We start from the raw sequence: 15,208 nt of genomic DNA on the forward strand, positions 1-15,208 counted from the left end.
CGCCTGGNAAGTCGGNAGNNANGTNGCCGAGGGCGTCCTCGAACGCCACCACGACGAACACGACGAATACCCCGAGGAGATCGGCGTCGTCGCCTGGGGGACGCCCACGGTACGAACGAAAGGCGAAACCATCGGCCAGGTGCTGGCGATGATGGGCGTGCGGCCGGTCTGGACTGACGCCGGCCGGATCGACGATGTGGAGCCGATTTCACTCGACGAACTCGGTCGCCCACGAATCGACGTGACGACACGCGTCTCGGGGCTGTTCCGCGATGCGTTCCCCGCCGCGGCCGGGGTCATTCACGACGCGGTTGCGGCGGTCGTCGATCTCGACGAACCACACGACATGAACTACATCAAGAAACACGTCGAGGAGGAGGCCGAGGAACTGGAGGCCGAGGGGCTCGATCCCGACGATGCGAAAAGCGCGGCAACGAACCGCGTCTTTACCACGCGGCCAGGCGGCTACGGCGCGGGCACGAACAAGGCCGTCGACGAGGGCAACTGGGACGACCGCGGCGACCTCGCCGATGTCTACGTCCAGTGGGGCGGGTACGCGATGGGCAAACGCGGCAAAGTCAGCGAAGCCCACGACAGCTTCGAACGCCGGCTGTCCAGCGTCGATGCGACGGTCAAAATCGAGGACACNNNNGANCAGGACGANNTCGACTCCTCGGACTGGTANGCNTTCCACGGCGGNTTCATCNCNGCNGTCNCNGAGANNGCCGGCNNNGAGCCNGCNNCNTACGTCGGCGACTCCTCGGACCCGGACAACGTCGACGTGTACACCAACGAGGAGAAGGTGCGAAAGGCGATGCGCGCCCGCGTGCTCAACCCCGAGTGGCTCGACTCGATGGAGGAGCACGGCTACAAGGGGGCGGGCGACCTCTCCTCGACGGTCGACGTCGTCCTCGGCTGGGACGCGACCACCGGCGTCGTGAGCGACACGCTCTGGGAGGCGGTCGCGGACCGCTACGCCTTCGACGAGGACCGACAGGANTGGNTNCGCGANGTGAACCCGTGGGCNNTCGAATCGATCACCGATACCCTGCTGGAGGCCATCGACCGCGGCCTGTGGGACGCCGACGACGAAACCGTCGACCAGCTACGCGATATCAACCTCAGCGTGGAGGGCGACCTCGAAGCACGTGCGAGTGAAGCTCCCGCGGAGGCGGCCGATGACTGAATCCAACACAGCCGATGTCGATGAGGAGTACGCCGATCTCGGCGCGACCACCCAGGAGGCAATGGATATCGCCGAGACGAGCATGGACATCGTCCGGCAGTTCGTCCCCGACGAGACGCTTACTGATCGGTTCCGCCAGAAGGCAGTCCACTCGATGGGCGACATCGAGTTTCAACATCTCTTGCGGTTCACCGGCACCGACAGCGACGGCAACACGGACGACGCCGCGCCAATCCGTGCCGGCGCGCGCGCCGTCAACCGTGAAACGACCATTGTCACTGACATCACCATGTCGAAAGCCGGTGTGACGGGCCGGGGGCACAACTGCGAGAAGCGCAAGGCCATCGGCAACGGTGCGGAACTCGCCAAGGAAACAGGGATGACTCGCACCGCAGCCTCGGTACTCGAACTCGACAAACAGGGCGTCTACGANGACGCCATCGCNGTCGTCGGCAACGCNCCGACNGCGGCGNTCGCGCTCGCCGACTGTATCGAACAGGGGACGCGGCCGGCGGTCGTCGTCGCGACGCCGGTCGGCTTCGTGAAGGCCGCCGAGAGCCGCAAGCGGCTCCGTGCGGTCGCCGCCGACCACGGGGTCCCCGCGGTCACGAACGTCGGCCGNCGCGGNGGCAGCGGGCTNGCGGCNGCGCTGACGAACGAACTGATCCACGTCGCCAGCGACGTGCGAGACGGCGCGCTCGAACTTGAATCCGGCACCGAGGGCGAGTCGTGAGCGACTACGATCTTGATTCCGGTCCCGATCCGGCGACCGTTGCGGCAGCCGAACCCGAAACGTTCGGCAATGACGCCGATCCCGTCCATGCAGTCGGTATCGGCCCCGGAAACCTCGACTATCTCACGCCGCGCGGGAGACAGGCCATAGAGGACGCTGATGTCGTCGTCGGCTTCGAGACTGTCGTCAAGTTCATCGCAGACCTGACCGACGCCGAGTTGCTGACCTGCGGGTACAAAGACGAACGCGAGGCGTTGACGACGTTCGCCGACCGCGTCGCTGACGGCGAGCGCGGGACGGCCGTGCTGATGGGCGACCCGAACCACTCCGGCTACCAGTTCGTCGGGAAAGTCCAAGATGTCGTTGACCGGCCAGTACGCGTGATTCCCGGCATCTCGTCGCTCCAGATCGCGGCGAGTCGCGCCCGCACGCCGATGGAGGACACCGAGTTCGTCACGTTGCACAAGAGCGGCGACATCAGCGACGACCACCAGCGGCTGGCCGCGACCGTCGGCGACCGCCACCTGCTCGTGTTGCCGCGGCCGTTCGACTGGATGCCAGGCGACATCGCAGCCCACCTGCTCGACGGGGGTGCTGATCCGACTCTCGACGCGCTCGTGCTCGAAAAACTCACCCACGACGACGAGTCGATTAGCCGCTTTTCGCTCGGCGAACTCGCCGACCACGCTGGCGGATCGGACCCCGATGACACGCCGTTTTCGGATCTCTCAGTGCTGGCCGTGCGGCGGGAGGACCCATGAAAGGGTTCGTCCTCGGTGGCGTGAGTTCGGGGGTTGGCAAAACGGTCGCCACGCTCGCCATCATTCGCGCACTCGACAACGCGGGCCATACGGTCCAGCCAGCCAAAGCCGGCCCCGACTTCATCGATCCGAGCCACCACGAGGCGATTGCGGGCTACCCCTCCCGCACGCTCGATCTGTGGCTCGAAGGTGACGACGGCCTCGCTCGGAACTACGCCCGCGGCGAGGGTGACATCTGCGTCGTTGAGGGCGTGATGGGTCTCTACGACGGCGACGGCTCCAGCACCGCGATGGTCGCTGAAGCCCTCGATCTGCCGGTCGTACTCGTCGTCGACGCCAAAGCCGGCATGGAGAGCGTCGCTGCCACGGCNNACGGNTTCCGCGAGTACGCNGCNNNCNNCGACCGNGANATCGACGTNGCNGGNGTCNTCGNCCAGCGNGCCCACGGCGGCCGCCACGNNNACGGNATNCGNGACGCGCTGCCCGATGAGATGGCGTATTTCGGGCGGATTCCACCGTCCGGCGATCTCGAAATCCCGGATCGCCACCTCGGCCTGGAAATGGGCGATGAGGCTGCTCTCCCGCGCGACGCACTCGACGAAGCGGCCGAAGGCCTCGAAACCGAGCGACTGGTCGATGTCGCGCGCGAACCCACAATCGACGCCGAACCGGTCCCAGTCGAGCCGACGGACGCGACCGTCGCGGTCGCCAGCGACGCCGCCTTCTGTTTCCGGTATCCGACGACCATAGAACGGCTCCGCGAGCGGGCGACCGTGCGGACGTTCTCGCCGGTCGCGGGCGACCCAGTACCCGACTGCGACGGCGTCTACCTGCCGGGTGGCTATCCCGAACTCCACGCTGAGGAGTTAGCGGCGTCGGCGACGCTGGCCGAACTCGGCGAACGAGCCAGCGAGGACCTGCCGGTCTTCGGCGAGTGCGGCGGCCTGATGGCGATGAGCCAGTCGCTGACGACGACCGACGGCGAGAGCCACGCGATGGCCGGGATTCTGCCGGCCGACGTGACGATGCGCGACCGCTATCAGGCTCTCGATCACGTCGAACTCGACGCGACGACGGGGACGCTGACGGCCGACCGCGGCGCGACGCTTCGCGGCCACGAGTTCCACTACTCGGAGGCCCGCGTCGAGAACGACGCCCGTTTCGCCTTCGAAGTGCGCCGCGGCGATGGCATCGACGGCGAGCACGACGGCCTGCTGGCCTACGAGTCGTTGGGGACCTACGCCCACGTCCACGCCGAAAGCGGCGCGTTCGATGCGTTTCTCGATTCGGTGGCCGAGCGTCGGTAGTCGGATGGCGGCCAATTTGTAGGCTGGCGAATACTCTTGTGGCTCGCGTCGAATGGCTACCTGTGCTCCTCCAACTGCTTTCGCCAGCCAGCGTCGTCAGCACCGTCACCGCCGCGTTCATCCACGATATCGTCGCCGTCATCCCGCGGCTGCTGTCGGGGACGGTCTTTCTGGTGTTGGCGTATCTCCTCATCCGTGGCATCACGAGCGTCTTTCGGTCGGTGTTGGGGCGGCTGTACGCCGATGAGGAGCAACTCATCGTCGATCTCGGGGTGACCCTGGCGAGCCTCCTGCTGTGGTTCGGCGCGGGACTGACCCTGCTGAAAATCGTCGGGATGGGCGACGTAGCGGCGAGCCTGGGGACGGCGACCGGCTTCATCGCCTTGGGTGTCGCGTTCGCACTCAAGGAGATGCTGGCCGACACCGTTGCCGGCGTCTATCTGCTCCAGGACGCCGATTTTAACGAGGGCGACCGCGTGACGACGGCTTCCGTCACGGGAACGGTCACCGGGATCGACCTCCGAAAAACGCGGATTCGCGGCGACGACGGCGATCTGATCGTCGTCGCCAACCGCGATGTGGAGAAGAAATGGGTGCAGGAAGCCGATGCGGGTGGTGATGCCGGGGAATCAGCAGCGGATGCCGGTGCCTGAGTCAGCAGTTTCGGGGTGTTGTCGGTGACAGCAACCAGCGGTGCCGTCAGGACGCGCGCCACTTGTGGCCGCACTCGACGCAGGTGAACAGCCGAACCTCGTAGGAGCCGCCTGGCTTGGGCATCATCTCGGAGGTGGCACGCTCGCTGTCGCAGCCCTCGCCAGGACAGGACTCCTGGACCGTCTCGCTGGCGTCCTGGGTCGCGTCAGCGACGGCGGGTGCCTCGCCGTCCTCCTGTCCGTCTTGGGTCGTCATCGCCGCTTCTGCCTCGGAGTCCCGTGGCTCCTCGTTCTCACAGGAGCGACACACCCACGTGTCGCCTGCCGTGTGCATCAGCGACCCACACTCGTCACAGAATTGCATACACTCTCGGCATAGACGGGCGTTGGATATAGGTGTTAATTTCCGATCCGTCGTGAACGCGATACTATGGGATTTATGTTGCTGTTATTGGTGGTGTGATAGCATGCCAACCGCAGGTGGCGAAACCTATGACTACGTGATCGTCGGTGCGGGGTCGGCGGGCTGTGTCCTCGCCAATCGGCTCTCGGCCGCCGGCGACACTGACGTGCTGCTGTTGGAAGCGGGTACCCCCGATGAGAAAAACGAAATCAGTATTCCGGCGGCGTTTTTTGACTTATTCAAGTCTGAAGTCGACTGGGCGTTCGACACCGAACCACAGCCCGAACTGAACGACCGGGAGTGCTACTGGCCACGTGGGAAGACCCTCGGGGGATCGAGTTCGATCAACGCGATGATCTACGCGCGCGGCCAGCCCGCGGACTACGATCACTGGGCCGACCTCGGTAACGATGGCTGGGCGTACGACGACGTGCTAGAATATTTCAAACGGGCCGAACATAACGAACGCGGTGCCTCCGAGTATCACGCTACCGGCGGCCCACGAAACGTGGCAGACCTCCAGGGGCCGAACGAACTCACCGAGGCGTTCATTGAGGCGGGCCAGACGGTCGGCCTGCCACACAACGACGATTTCAACGCCGGCGAGCAGGCCGGTGTTGGATTCTACCAGGTGACACAGAAGGACGGCAAGCGACACAGTGCTGCCGACGCCTACCTCAAACCGGTGCTTGATCGGTCGAACCTGACTACCACCACGGGTGCCCAGGTAACCCAGATTCGGTTCGACGGTCGAACGGCAGTCGGCGTGGACTACGTAAAAGACGGCTCGACAGAAACGGTCGACGCCAACGAGGAAGTCATTCTGTCAGCAGGAACGATCAACTCACCGCAACTCCTCATGCTGTCCGGCGTCGGGCCAGCGGAGCATCTCGAAGCCCACGACATCTCGGTCGTACATGATCTCCCTGGCGTCGGCAAGAACCTGCAGGATCACCTCCAGGTGAAGATCAATTACGCCTGCGAGAAATCGGTCACCCTGGAGGGGGCCGACTCACTGTGGAACCTACTCAAATATATACTCCTGAAACGCGGGCCGTTGACCTCGAACGTCGCAGAGGCTGGTGGGTTCACGGCTGTATCGGAGGAATCTGACCGCCCCGACATCCAGTTCCACTTCGGTCCCTCGTACTCGGTTAACCACGGGTTCGATAACCCCGACGGGCATGGCTTCTGGCTTGGCGCGCTGTGCCTTCGCCCAGAGAGTCGCGGGGAGATCACGCTCCGGTCGGCCGATCCAACGGCAGATCCGGTTATTGACCCGCAGTACCTGACCGAAGGCGACGATCTAGAGACCCTGCTCGACGGGGTCAAACTGGTCCGCGAAATCTTGCAGGCCGAGCCGTTCGACGAGTACCGTGGCGAGGAGGTATCGCCAGGAACCGACGTGCAATCGGACGAGGAGCTGATCGAGCATATCCGTGAGACGGCCGAATCACTCTATCACCCCGTGGGGACCTGCAAGATGGGTGACGATGAGATGGCGGTCGTTGACGACCAGCTCGCTGTCCACGGGATCGATGGCCTCCGCGTTGTTGATGCCTCAATCATGCCGCGGATCACCAGCGGAAACACTGACGCCCCGACGACCATGATCGCCGAGAAAGCGACTGACTACATACTCGACGCGTAGCTGTGACCTAAATATCGCATCTCTCAGGGAGCCAAGAGCCCATACAGTATACAACCGTACTTTCGCTACCCCAAGCAAAATTGTTTTATCGGTCCGGTTTGAGAGACGTGATGATGCCTATCGCACTGCCACACGACGCCAAAGCGGGGCCGACNAAGNCGGANGTNCGGTCGGTGNTGCTCGGNAANCTCGNNCTCNNNCCGNNNGACCACTTCGTCGAGGTCGGCTCCTGTACCGGCGCGGTGACCGTCGAGGCGGCCCGCCGCGCTGGCCGGGTGACCGCGCTCGAACGGAAGNCNGANCGNCTGGNNGTGACCGANNNGAACCTCGCGGCCAACGAGGACATAGTCACCGCCGATGTCGAGTTGCGGAACGCCGAAGCCCCCGAGGGGCTGCCCGAGGACGCCGACGCCCTCTTTCTCGGCGGCAGCCGGAACTTCGAAGCCGTGCTCGATCACGCCGTCGACACCGAAGTCGACCGGNTCGTGATGAACGTCTCNCGGNTNGAAGTCGCCGGCGCCGCGACCGCCGCGTTCCGCGAGCGCGACCTGCTCGACGAGGTCGTACAGTTCCAGGTGAGCCACGGCTACGAACTCGCCGGGGCGACGAGCTTCGACTCGCAGAACCCGGTNTACATGCTNGTCGGCAGTGCGAGCGACGACGAGGGCGACGGCGACGGTGACAACGGCGAACGAGCGGAGGCGACACAGTGACGCTCTACGGTATCGGTCTCGGCCCCGGACAAGCAGACCTGGTGACAGTGCGCGGCAAAGAAGTTCTAGAAAACGTTGACGTGGTGTACTCACCAGGTCGCCTCTCGCGGACGGTCGCACTGAACCACGTTGACGAGTCGAAAATCGGCGACCTCGACTTCCCGATGACNCGCGACGAGGAGNANCTNCGNNNGGCGTGGAANGNGGCGGCCGCGGAGATCGCACCCCGTGCCCGCGACGGCACCGCCGCGTTCGTCACGCTCGGCGACCCGAACGTCTACTCCACGTTCGGCCACCTCCGNCGNACGNTCGACGCNTTCNACCCNGANGTNGNNGTCGAGANNGTNCCNGGCGTCAGCGCNNTNACGGCGTTNNCGACCGCGCTNGNCGTCGAGNTNGNNGCCGGCGNGNGNCTCGCGCTCCGCGAGGCGGCCCGCGGCGCCGCGCCGACCGGCCCCGACCGGATGGTCTTGTTCAAAGTGACCGACGCCCCGGCGACCCACGCGAAGCTGGTCGAGGCCGGCTACGAGGTGACCTTCGGCCGCCGGCTCTACATGGACACCGGCGAGACGGTCGTCACCGACGACCCCGNCGCNNTCGNCGANCGNGANTACTACACCCTCGCCTACGCGGTCAAACGCGATCTGAATATCGAGCCGGCGACCGCGCAGTTCGACGCGAGTGAGGCTGACGACACCGACGTGAGCGAGGAGAGCGAAGCATGAGCGACGAAACCGACCCCCAATCCGCCATCGACGCCCAAGGCGAGCAGCGACGCGCCGAACTCGACGACCGGATCTTCGAGCACAACGCTGGCGACGCACAGGAGGGAATCCCCTTCGTCGGAGCTGGCCCTGGCGACCCACGGCTGCTGACCGTCGCCGGTAAGGAACTACTGGAAGAAGCCGACCTCGTCGTCCACGCCGGCTCGCTGGTCAACAGCGAACTCCTTGAGGAGTACTGCGATCACGCCGAGACGGTCTCATCCATCGGCAAGGACCTCGAAGAGTTGATCCCGCTCATGCGGGACGCCCACGAGGACGGCGACAACGTCGTCCGGCTGCACAGCGGCGATCCCGCGATCTACGGCGCGGCCCTCGAACAGATGGACGCCCTCGAACACGAGGGCGTTTCCACCTACTTCGTCCCAGGCGTCACCTCGGCGTTCGCGGCGAGTGCGACCCTCCGCACCCAGCTCACGCTCAACGAGGTCNCNAACCACGTCGCNTTCACCCGNCCGCAGGGNAAGACNCTNNNCNNGGAGGAGGACCACATCGACGAGTTCGTCGAGATGGGCGACGTGACGACCTGTATCTATCTCGGGACCCACGCGGTCGCCGAGACGATGGACCGGCTCCTCGACGAGGGNCACGACCCCGANANCCCNGTCGCNGTNGTCTACCACGCCTCNTGGCCNGACGAGGACGTNATCGNNGGNACCATCGNNACCNTCGGCGAGAANNTNGANNNGGCCGGCTACCGCGCCTCCGCGATGGTGATCATCGGCGACGCCGTGACCGGCGCGGGCTACGAGCGATCCTACCTCTACGACGGCTGGGCGGATCGCGGCCCTGATGATGCTACTGACGACGACAGCAGTGAGACGGCGGATAGCGAGCAGACCGATCCAGCGGAGACAACCCAATGAGCACGGACAACGAATCCACGACGACGAACAGCGACACGAGCGACAACGCCGACAGCGGCGGCCACTGTAGCACGCCCGACAGCGACGGCGAGGTTGCCGAGGAGATCGCTATCATCTCCTTCGGCCGGAAGATGGACACCGCCGAAGAGATCGAGAGCGAACTCGCCGACCGCTACGAGTCNNTCGACATCATCGAGTACCACGGCGANGTNTTCGCCGAACATTGGGGCGAGTACGACTGCTTCGTCGGCCTGATGGCCTCGGGCATCGCGATGCGCAAGACCGCACCGCTGCTCGACGACAAGTGGGACGACCCCGCCATCGTCGTCGTCGACGAGGAACTGACGTGGGCGATCCCCATCACCGGCGGCCACCACGGCGCGAACCAGGTGGCAAACGACCTCGCGGGGATGGGGGCGGTGCCGGCGATGACGACGGCCAGCGAGGNNGCNGGCAAGCAGGGCGTCGAGNNCNNNGCGAAGGCGNTNGACACCCACGTCGTCAACGGNNNCTCGACGNTNNNGACNAACCTNGCCGTNCTNGACGACGANCTCGGCCCNGTCGCCCGNCTCGACGGNCCGCNGGCCGTCCTCGTCGGCGACGACGTAACCGTCCTGAAGCGGAACAAGGACGGGGGCATCGTTCTTGGCACCGGCAGTGTCTCCGGCGCGGCGGCGGACTCCTTCATCGCGGCCTGGGAGACCGCCCTCGACGAAACCGACTACGAGATGGACGACGTGGAGTTCGTCGCCACGGCGACGCGAAAAGAAGACGAGGATGGGCTGCTGGAGGCCGCCGAAGAACTCGACCTCGGCGTCGTCGCCTTCGACAAGGAGACCCTGCTCGACCACGAGGGGCCGAGTCCCTCGAAATCGAAGGAACTGATCGGCTGGCCTGGCATCTCGGAGGCCTCGGCCATCGCCGGTGGCCGCGAGCAGGAACTCCTGCTCGAAAAGCAGAGCTACGACAACGAGGTGACGGTGGCGATAGGACGATGAGCACCGACTCGACAAGCGCGACGAAGGCTGACCGCCCGGATGATCTCGGAACGCTCTCGGTCGTCGGCATCGGCCCTGGCCTGCCGGCCGACATGACCAAACGCGCCAAGGAAGTCATCGAGACGGCAGACTGCGTGATCGCCTCTGACCTCTACCAGGCGTTTTTGCGGGAGGACGGCACGCTGCCACCCGCGGAGCAGGTCGACGACGAGGGGCGTGTCACCCGCGAGAACGGCCACGAACAGGAGATCATTCGGTCGACGATGGGTCGGCAGATCGAACTCGCCAAGGTCGCCTTCGAGCGCGTCCGCGCTGGCGACGACGTAGCCCACGTCTCGGGTGGCGATCCCTCCGTGTACGGTAAATCCGACCTAATTTTCAAAATGGCCGAGGAGGAAGACGCGACGGACGTTCCCATCGAAATCGTCCCCGGCGTCACCGCCGCGCTCGGCGGCGGGGCGATGGTTGGCGCGCCGCTCTGTAACGATTTCTGTACGATTTCGCTCTCGGACAAGTGGCGCGGTTGGGAGGAAATCGAAGAGAAACTGCGTGCCGCAGCAATCAGCGATTTCGTGATCGTCCTCTACAACTGCTGGCGGAACTACGAGAAGGCCGTCGACATCGTCCGCGAGGAGCGGACCGACGACGCCCTGGTGGCGATTGTCAACGACGCCGGCCGCGCCGATGCCGGCCGCAACGGCGAGAGCCACGTCATCACGACGCTCGGCGAGGCGACCACCCATGACGACAAAGTGTCGGGGATGGGAACCTCGCTGATCATCGGCAACCACGAGACGGAGACGTGGGACAACGACTACCGAACGTTCCTTGTCACCCCGCGCGGCGGGCGTGACGTGGAGGATTTCTAACCATGAGTACGGAGACAAACACGACAGCGGAGACGGCAGCGGAACAGACAGGCGAATCGAGCGACGATGCCGGCGGCTGCACCGCCAAATCCAGCGACGGCTCATCGAAACAGCAGTCAGTCGACGAAAAGGTCGGCTCGACCGTTGACGATTTCGACGCCGAGCCTGGTCAACTCACGGCCGTCGGTCTCGGTCCAGGCCACCCCGAAGGCATGACCCAGCGCGCTCGTGCCGCGCTGCTGGAGGCCGAACACATCGTCGGCTACACGACCTACNTCGANCTNCTGCCNGACGANATCACCGACTCGGCGGAGGACATCTACGACACGCCGATGTGCGGCGAAGTGTCCCGAACGGAGGAGGCCATCGACCGGGCGCTCGCCGGCAACGACGTTGCCATCATCGGCAGCGGCGACCCGAACGTGTACGCGCTCGCGGGGCTCGCTCTCGAGATCATCGAGTCGAAGGGGGCGACNGCNTCGNNGNTGGANTNNGANGTCGTNCCNGGCGTCCCCGCCGCCCAATCCTGTTCGGCCCTGCTCGGCGCGCCGCTGGTCAACGACACCGTCTCGATCTCGCTGTCCGACCACCTGGTGCCGATGCCGGAGATCGAGTCCCGGCTCCANNCNGCNGCCNNNGAGNGNTTCACCATCNNCATCTACAACCCNTGGAGCCGCAANCGCCGCGAGAACTTCGAGAAGNNCTGNGAGATNCTGCTNGNNCACCGCNNCCCAGACACCCCGGTCGGCATCGTTCACGGCGCGGGCCGGGAAGACGAAGAGGTCATGATCACGACGCTTGACCAACTGGAAGAACTCGGCGAGGAGGAGATCATCGACATGACGACGACGATCCTTGTCGGCAACGAGGAGACCTATGTCTGGGACGACCGGATGGTCACCCCCCGCGGCTACGAAACGAAATACGATTACTAACATGACAACCTACGAAGTCACCCTGAAAAAGGACCCCTGCGACGGCATCTTCGCCTGTCTCACCCGCGATCCGCGGTTCATCGAGGACGACGATGGCCTCGCCACCATCGACCCCGACGGCGATCCGGTCTACGACGGTGACGGCGAGGTCCGCGAAGTTGACGGCGACGTGATCGCCACATTCGACGACGACCGCATCGAGGAGGCCCGGCAGGCTGCGGCGGCCTGTCCGACGAACGCCATCGTCGTCGAGGAGGTAGACCCATGAGCGTCGCCGTCCCCGACGACCTGCTGGCGGGCCATCCCTCGACGGCCTACTTCTGGGGTCGCGTCGCCGGCAACGGCGAGATCGAGAACGACCGCCTCACCGTGACGACCAACGACGAGGCCGCTGCCGAAACGCTCAGCGAGATCGTCGGCAGCGAGATCGACCACAATCAGAACACCCGCGACTACGCTCACAACACCGACATCACGAAGACCGAAGACGAGTACACGGTCGAAGTCACGAGCGACGATCTCTTCGGGATGAGCGGCGCGCTCGGGCTGCCGGTCGACGGCCGCGGCAACTACCGCTTCGGTGCATTTTCGGACTACCGCCGCGACCTGCTGCGCGGCATCCTGGAGGGCTGCGGAACGATCTGCTTCAAGTCCTCCAGCGGCACCGTCGGCGTCTCGTTCGTCCACGATGACGCCGCGCTGCTCGAAGTCGTCCAGGATCTCATCGATGACGATCCAGTCGACGCGCCCTACGGCGACCTCTCGGATACGTCCTCCGGTGGCTACTGGTTCGGGGTCGACGACGACGCGGCCGCCGACTTCGGGATGTGGCTCTACGAGGAGACGGCGGAAACAGGATTGTTCGCGCCGAGTCGTCGCCGCAAACTGGTGCAGAGTCTCGATCAAGCGACCGACATCGAGTTCGACCGCTCACAGTTCGAAGCATGAGCCAACTCCACGACACCATCGAGAGCGTCGACAACGAGGCGGTTTTGCTGGTCGGCCACGGCTCCCGCCGCGAGAAGTCCAACGAGCAGGTCCGCGAACTGGCAGCGATGCTCGAAGACCGACTGGAGATCCCGGTCGACGCCGCCTTTCTGGAGCTCGCCGAGCCAGCCATCGAGGATGGCATCGAGGGCCTGGCGGGCGCGGTCGATTCGGTCACGGTCGTCCAACTCTCCCTGTTCGCGGCCAGCCACGTGAAAAACGACGTGCCNCTGGCNGTNNAGCNNGCCCGCNCGNNNCACGACGTCGCCATCGACGCCGGCTCGCATCTCGGCGTCCACCCGGCGCTGGTCGACCTGCTCGACGACCGCGCGGCCGCCGTCGAGGCCGAACTCGGCGTCGACCGCGAGACCGAGGACGTAGCCGTGGTCGTCTGTGCCCGCGGCTCGTCNGACCCNGACGCNAACGCCGACNNNCACAANCTCTCGCGGCTGCTCCACGAGGGCCGGGCGTTCAGCACTGTCGAGGCGTCGTTCATCGGCATTACGGAGCCGACGCTGGACGACTCGCTGGCGACGNTNGCNAANNNGCGNCCNGACGCCGTCNTCGTACTTCCGTACATGCTCGGCGACGGCGTGCTCACCGGCCGGATCCGGGACGGTGCCGCGGAGTTCGACGACGAGTATCCGTACGTCGAGGCCGCGGCGGGGGACCCGCTTGGCACCGATTCGCGGCTGCTGGACGTGCTCGGCGACCGCTGGCAGGAGGCACGAACCGGCTCGGTGAACATGTCCTGTGACACCTGCAAGTACAAGGTGGAACTCGACGGCTACGAGGAGGACGTGGGCGGCGCTCGTGCGATGCTGCGGGCGCTCACCCACCAGGAGGCACACGCCGACCGGGAGGACGTGGGCGACGACCCACACGTCCACGACGCGCCGGCGCACCACGTCGCCGTCTGCACGAACCAGACCTGTGCGGCCGACGGTGCGCCCGCCGTGCTNGAACGNCTCCGNCAGGNGGCNCGNGANTCCGAGCAGTGCGACGCCAGGATCACCCGCACCTCGTGTCTCAACCGCTGTGACGAGGGGCCGATGGTCGCCGTCTACCCCGAAAACGTCTGGTACGGCGGTGTCGAAGCCGACGACGCCGAACGCATCGTTTCCTCACATCTTGACCGCGACCGCATCGTGAGCGATCTGGTCGATCAGACGCTGTAGCTGTCGCAGGCAACCTACGAACGAGGATAGTTACGGCGGCAGCACTCTGTCTGGTTCATCCTCAACGACGAGGAGCGTCGGTTCCGAGTGCGTCACTCCACAGCTCTCGGCGCGCTCGATCGGGATCGGTTCGCCCGGCTCGGTCGCGTTCTCCGGTAGTGCCACCGACGCATAGATTTCGGCCGTCGTCCCCTCGTTGCGACCCAGTCGGTCGGGGAGTTGGTAGCTCCGGGGCTCGTAGTAGAACCCCACGCCGTCGACACGGTCGGTCTCAACACCGGCGAGACAGCCGTTCAACGACGGCGGCTCGACAGCGCGCGTAAACAGCGTCGGGTTCTCGATACTGAGTGTGCCCACCCGCTGTTCGTTGAAGACGACGGTTCCGTCCCCGGACGCGGTGGTCTCTTCGGGCACGAACTCGTCGTCGAATTCGACAGTGTATTCCAACTCGCCGATGCTGTCGGCACCGACTAACAGGACGCCGATGACCGCGACGCCGAGGATCGTGAGCCGGGCCGTCCGGCGATCGATCGTGAGTCGGTTTTCCTGCAACGCGTAGCCGAGGCCGACGAACAGTCCCGCCGATGACGCAAGCAGGACGAAGACGCCCACCGGATCAGGGCGGTACCGTGAGACGACGTAGCCGAGAAAGACCACGTACGCCACTCCCGACACCGCGAAGGCGATGGTATCGAGTGGCGCACGGTCGATACTGATCCCGGCGATCAGGAACGCCACGAACGTCACCAACAGTAACGCAGCCGTGACGGTAATCGAGAGATCGAAGACGATTTCGCTGGCGAAAAACGCCAGTGTGCCGAGCGCGAAGGCGACACCGAGCACGTAGAGGAGGGTTTCACTGTCGATTGTGGGGGCCATCAGGAACCACGTTCGACTTCCAGCCGTGGTGACAAATGTCTTCGGTCCAGGATCTGGACAACACTGGGTTTAATCGCCCGCTGGTCCCAACGACGCCCATGAGCTGTTATGAACTCGAAGCGCTTCGACTCGGACTGATGAACGTGCTGGGCACCGAGGACCCTGCCGCCCGCGAGCACGCCGAACAGGAACTTGAGGGGCATCTCACCGGCCCTATCGAGGCCCTCGCCGAGGCCGACTCGCTGGCCGCTATCGAACGCCACCTCGACGCNGCGCTCGTCGATCTCGANGAGGNNGTCGCNGNNNC

At 65.2% G+C, this 15,208-nt stretch carries 14 protein-coding genes and 4 pseudogenes (2 of these 18 only partly in view); 16 read left to right on the forward strand and 2 right to left on the reverse strand.

The features are described from left to right. The 5 genes and pseudogenes from cobN to EGH24_RS11405 form a co-directional block, all read left to right on the forward strand. Positions 1 to 1,186, forward strand: a pseudogene (gene cobN / locus EGH24_RS11385) (cobaltochelatase subunit CobN); it begins 2,696 nt to the left of the window's first position. After that, positions 1,179 to 1,919 (forward strand): precorrin-8X methylmutase, encoded by a 741-nt coding sequence (locus tag EGH24_RS11390; protein WP_142980266.1) that lies wholly within the window; start codon positions 1,179 to 1,181, stop codon positions 1,917 to 1,919. Before cobN ends, EGH24_RS11390 begins: the two are co-directional and overlap by 8 nt. Further along, complete coding sequence (locus EGH24_RS11395) at positions 1,916 to 2,680, forward strand: cobalt-precorrin-7 (C(5))-methyltransferase (RefSeq protein WP_142980267.1); 765 nt, start codon at positions 1,916 to 1,918, stop codon at positions 2,678 to 2,680. Before EGH24_RS11390 ends, EGH24_RS11395 begins: the two co-directional genes overlap by 4 nt. Continuing rightward, entirely contained in the window at positions 2,677 to 3,987 is a 1,311-nt protein-coding gene (locus tag EGH24_RS11400; RefSeq protein WP_142980268.1) for a cobyrinic acid a,c-diamide synthase, read from the forward strand. Before EGH24_RS11395 ends, EGH24_RS11400 begins: the two co-directional genes overlap by 4 nt. Positions 3,988 to 4,049: 62 nt before the next feature. Next, positions 4,050 to 4,640, forward strand: a complete 591-nt coding sequence (locus EGH24_RS11405) for a mechanosensitive ion channel family protein (RefSeq protein ID WP_142980269.1) — start codon at positions 4,050 to 4,052, stop codon at positions 4,638 to 4,640. A gap of 46 nt (positions 4,641 to 4,686) precedes the next feature. On the opposite strand, the gene EGH24_RS11410 is transcribed toward EGH24_RS11405, so the two are convergent. After that, positions 4,687 to 5,004, reverse strand: coding sequence for an RPA12/RPB9/RPC11 RNA polymerase family protein (locus EGH24_RS11410; protein ID WP_142980270.1), 318 nt, complete (start codon positions 5,002 to 5,004; stop codon positions 4,687 to 4,689). A 103-nt stretch (positions 5,005 to 5,107) separates the two neighbouring features. Between EGH24_RS11410 and EGH24_RS11415 the strand changes: the two genes are divergently transcribed. The 10 genes and pseudogenes from EGH24_RS11415 to EGH24_RS11460 all read left to right on the forward strand — a co-directional run bounded on the left by EGH24_RS11415 (position 5,108) and on the right by EGH24_RS11460 (position 14,022). Then, positions 5,108 to 6,694, forward strand: a complete 1,587-nt coding sequence (locus EGH24_RS11415; RefSeq protein WP_142980271.1) for a GMC family oxidoreductase — start codon at positions 5,108 to 5,110, stop codon at positions 6,692 to 6,694. Between the two features lie 110 nt (positions 6,695 to 6,804). Next, positions 6,805 to 7,407 carry a precorrin-6Y C5,15-methyltransferase (decarboxylating) subunit CbiT gene (gene cbiT / locus EGH24_RS11420; RefSeq protein WP_142980272.1) on the forward strand — a complete coding sequence of 201 codons (603 nt, stop codon included), beginning with the start codon at positions 6,805 to 6,807 and terminating at the stop codon, positions 7,405 to 7,407. After that, positions 7,404 to 8,132, forward strand: coding sequence for a cobalt-factor II C(20)-methyltransferase (locus EGH24_RS11425; protein ID WP_142980273.1), 729 nt, complete (start codon positions 7,404 to 7,406; stop codon positions 8,130 to 8,132). Before cbiT ends, EGH24_RS11425 begins: the two co-directional genes overlap by 4 nt. Then, positions 8,129 to 9,055, forward strand: a pseudogene (locus EGH24_RS11430) (cobalt-precorrin-4/precorrin-4 C(11)-methyltransferase). Before EGH24_RS11425 ends, EGH24_RS11430 begins: the two are co-directional and overlap by 4 nt. After that, positions 9,052 to 10,053 carry a cobalt-precorrin 5A hydrolase gene (gene cbiG, locus EGH24_RS11435; RefSeq protein WP_142980274.1) on the forward strand — a complete coding sequence of 334 codons (1,002 nt, stop codon included), beginning with the start codon at positions 9,052 to 9,054 and terminating at the stop codon, positions 10,051 to 10,053. Before EGH24_RS11430 ends, cbiG begins: the two are co-directional and overlap by 4 nt. Beyond that, the gene (locus EGH24_RS11440; protein WP_142980275.1) at positions 10,050 to 10,922 is read left to right on the forward strand and encodes a precorrin-3B C(17)-methyltransferase; all 873 of its coding nucleotides are present in this window, start codon (positions 10,050 to 10,052) and stop codon (positions 10,920 to 10,922) included. The genes cbiG and EGH24_RS11440 overlap by 4 nt, the downstream gene beginning before the upstream one ends. Positions 10,923 to 10,924: 2 nt before the next feature. Next, positions 10,925 to 11,857 (forward strand): annotated as a pseudogene (gene cobJ, locus EGH24_RS11445) (precorrin-3B C(17)-methyltransferase). Between the two features lies 1 nt (position 11,858). After that, positions 11,859 to 12,125 (forward strand): ferredoxin, encoded by a 267-nt coding sequence (locus EGH24_RS11450; protein WP_142980276.1) that lies wholly within the window; start codon positions 11,859 to 11,861, stop codon positions 12,123 to 12,125. Beyond that, positions 12,122 to 12,805: a cobalamin biosynthesis protein gene (locus tag EGH24_RS11455; RefSeq protein WP_142980277.1), complete on the forward strand. Its 684-nt coding sequence runs from the start codon at positions 12,122 to 12,124 to the stop codon at positions 12,803 to 12,805. The genes EGH24_RS11450 and EGH24_RS11455 overlap by 4 nt, the downstream gene beginning before the upstream one ends. Beyond that, positions 12,802 to 14,022: a CbiX/SirB N-terminal domain-containing protein gene (locus EGH24_RS11460; protein WP_142980278.1), complete on the forward strand. Its 1,221-nt coding sequence runs from the start codon at positions 12,802 to 12,804 to the stop codon at positions 14,020 to 14,022. The genes EGH24_RS11455 and EGH24_RS11460 overlap by 4 nt, the downstream gene beginning before the upstream one ends. Before the next feature lie 30 nt (positions 14,023 to 14,052). Here EGH24_RS11460 and EGH24_RS11465 read toward each other — a convergent pair whose 3' ends face one another. Further along, entirely contained in the window at positions 14,053 to 14,901 is an 849-nt protein-coding gene (locus tag EGH24_RS11465; protein WP_142980279.1) for a hypothetical protein, read from the reverse strand. A 98-nt stretch (positions 14,902 to 14,999) separates the two neighbouring features. On the opposite strand from EGH24_RS11465, the pseudogene EGH24_RS11470 reads away from it, so the two are divergent. Continuing rightward, positions 15,000 to 15,208, forward strand: a pseudogene (locus EGH24_RS11470) (DUF3209 family protein); it runs 163 nt beyond the window's last position.

The organism is Halonotius terrestris, assembly GCF_006861665.1.
Lineage (GTDB): Archaea > Halobacteriota > Halobacteria > Halobacteriales > Haloferacaceae > Halonotius > Halonotius terrestris.

What these genes read in the sequence shown, in the direction of transcription:
- EGH24_RS11440 (WP_142980275.1), top strand. Translation starts at nt 10,050, where the DNA reads ATGAGCACCGACTCGACAAGCGCGACGAAGGCTGACCGCCCGGATGAT.
- EGH24_RS11450 (WP_142980276.1), top strand. Translation starts at nt 11,859, where the DNA reads ATGACAACCTACGAAGTCACCCTGAAAAAGGACCCCTGCGACGGCATC.
- EGH24_RS11410 (WP_142980270.1), bottom strand. Translation starts at nt 5,004, where the DNA reads ATGCAATTCTGTGACGAGTGTGGGTCGCTGATGCACACGGCAGGCGAC.
- EGH24_RS11455 (WP_142980277.1), top strand. Translation starts at nt 12,122, where the DNA reads ATGAGCGTCGCCGTCCCCGACGACCTGCTGGCGGGCCATCCCTCGACG.
- EGH24_RS11415 (WP_142980271.1), top strand. Translation starts at nt 5,108, where the DNA reads ATGCCAACCGCAGGTGGCGAAACCTATGACTACGTGATCGTCGGTGCG.
- EGH24_RS11465 (WP_142980279.1), bottom strand. Translation starts at nt 14,901, where the DNA reads ATGGCCCCCACAATCGACAGTGAAACCCTCCTCTACGTGCTCGGTGTC.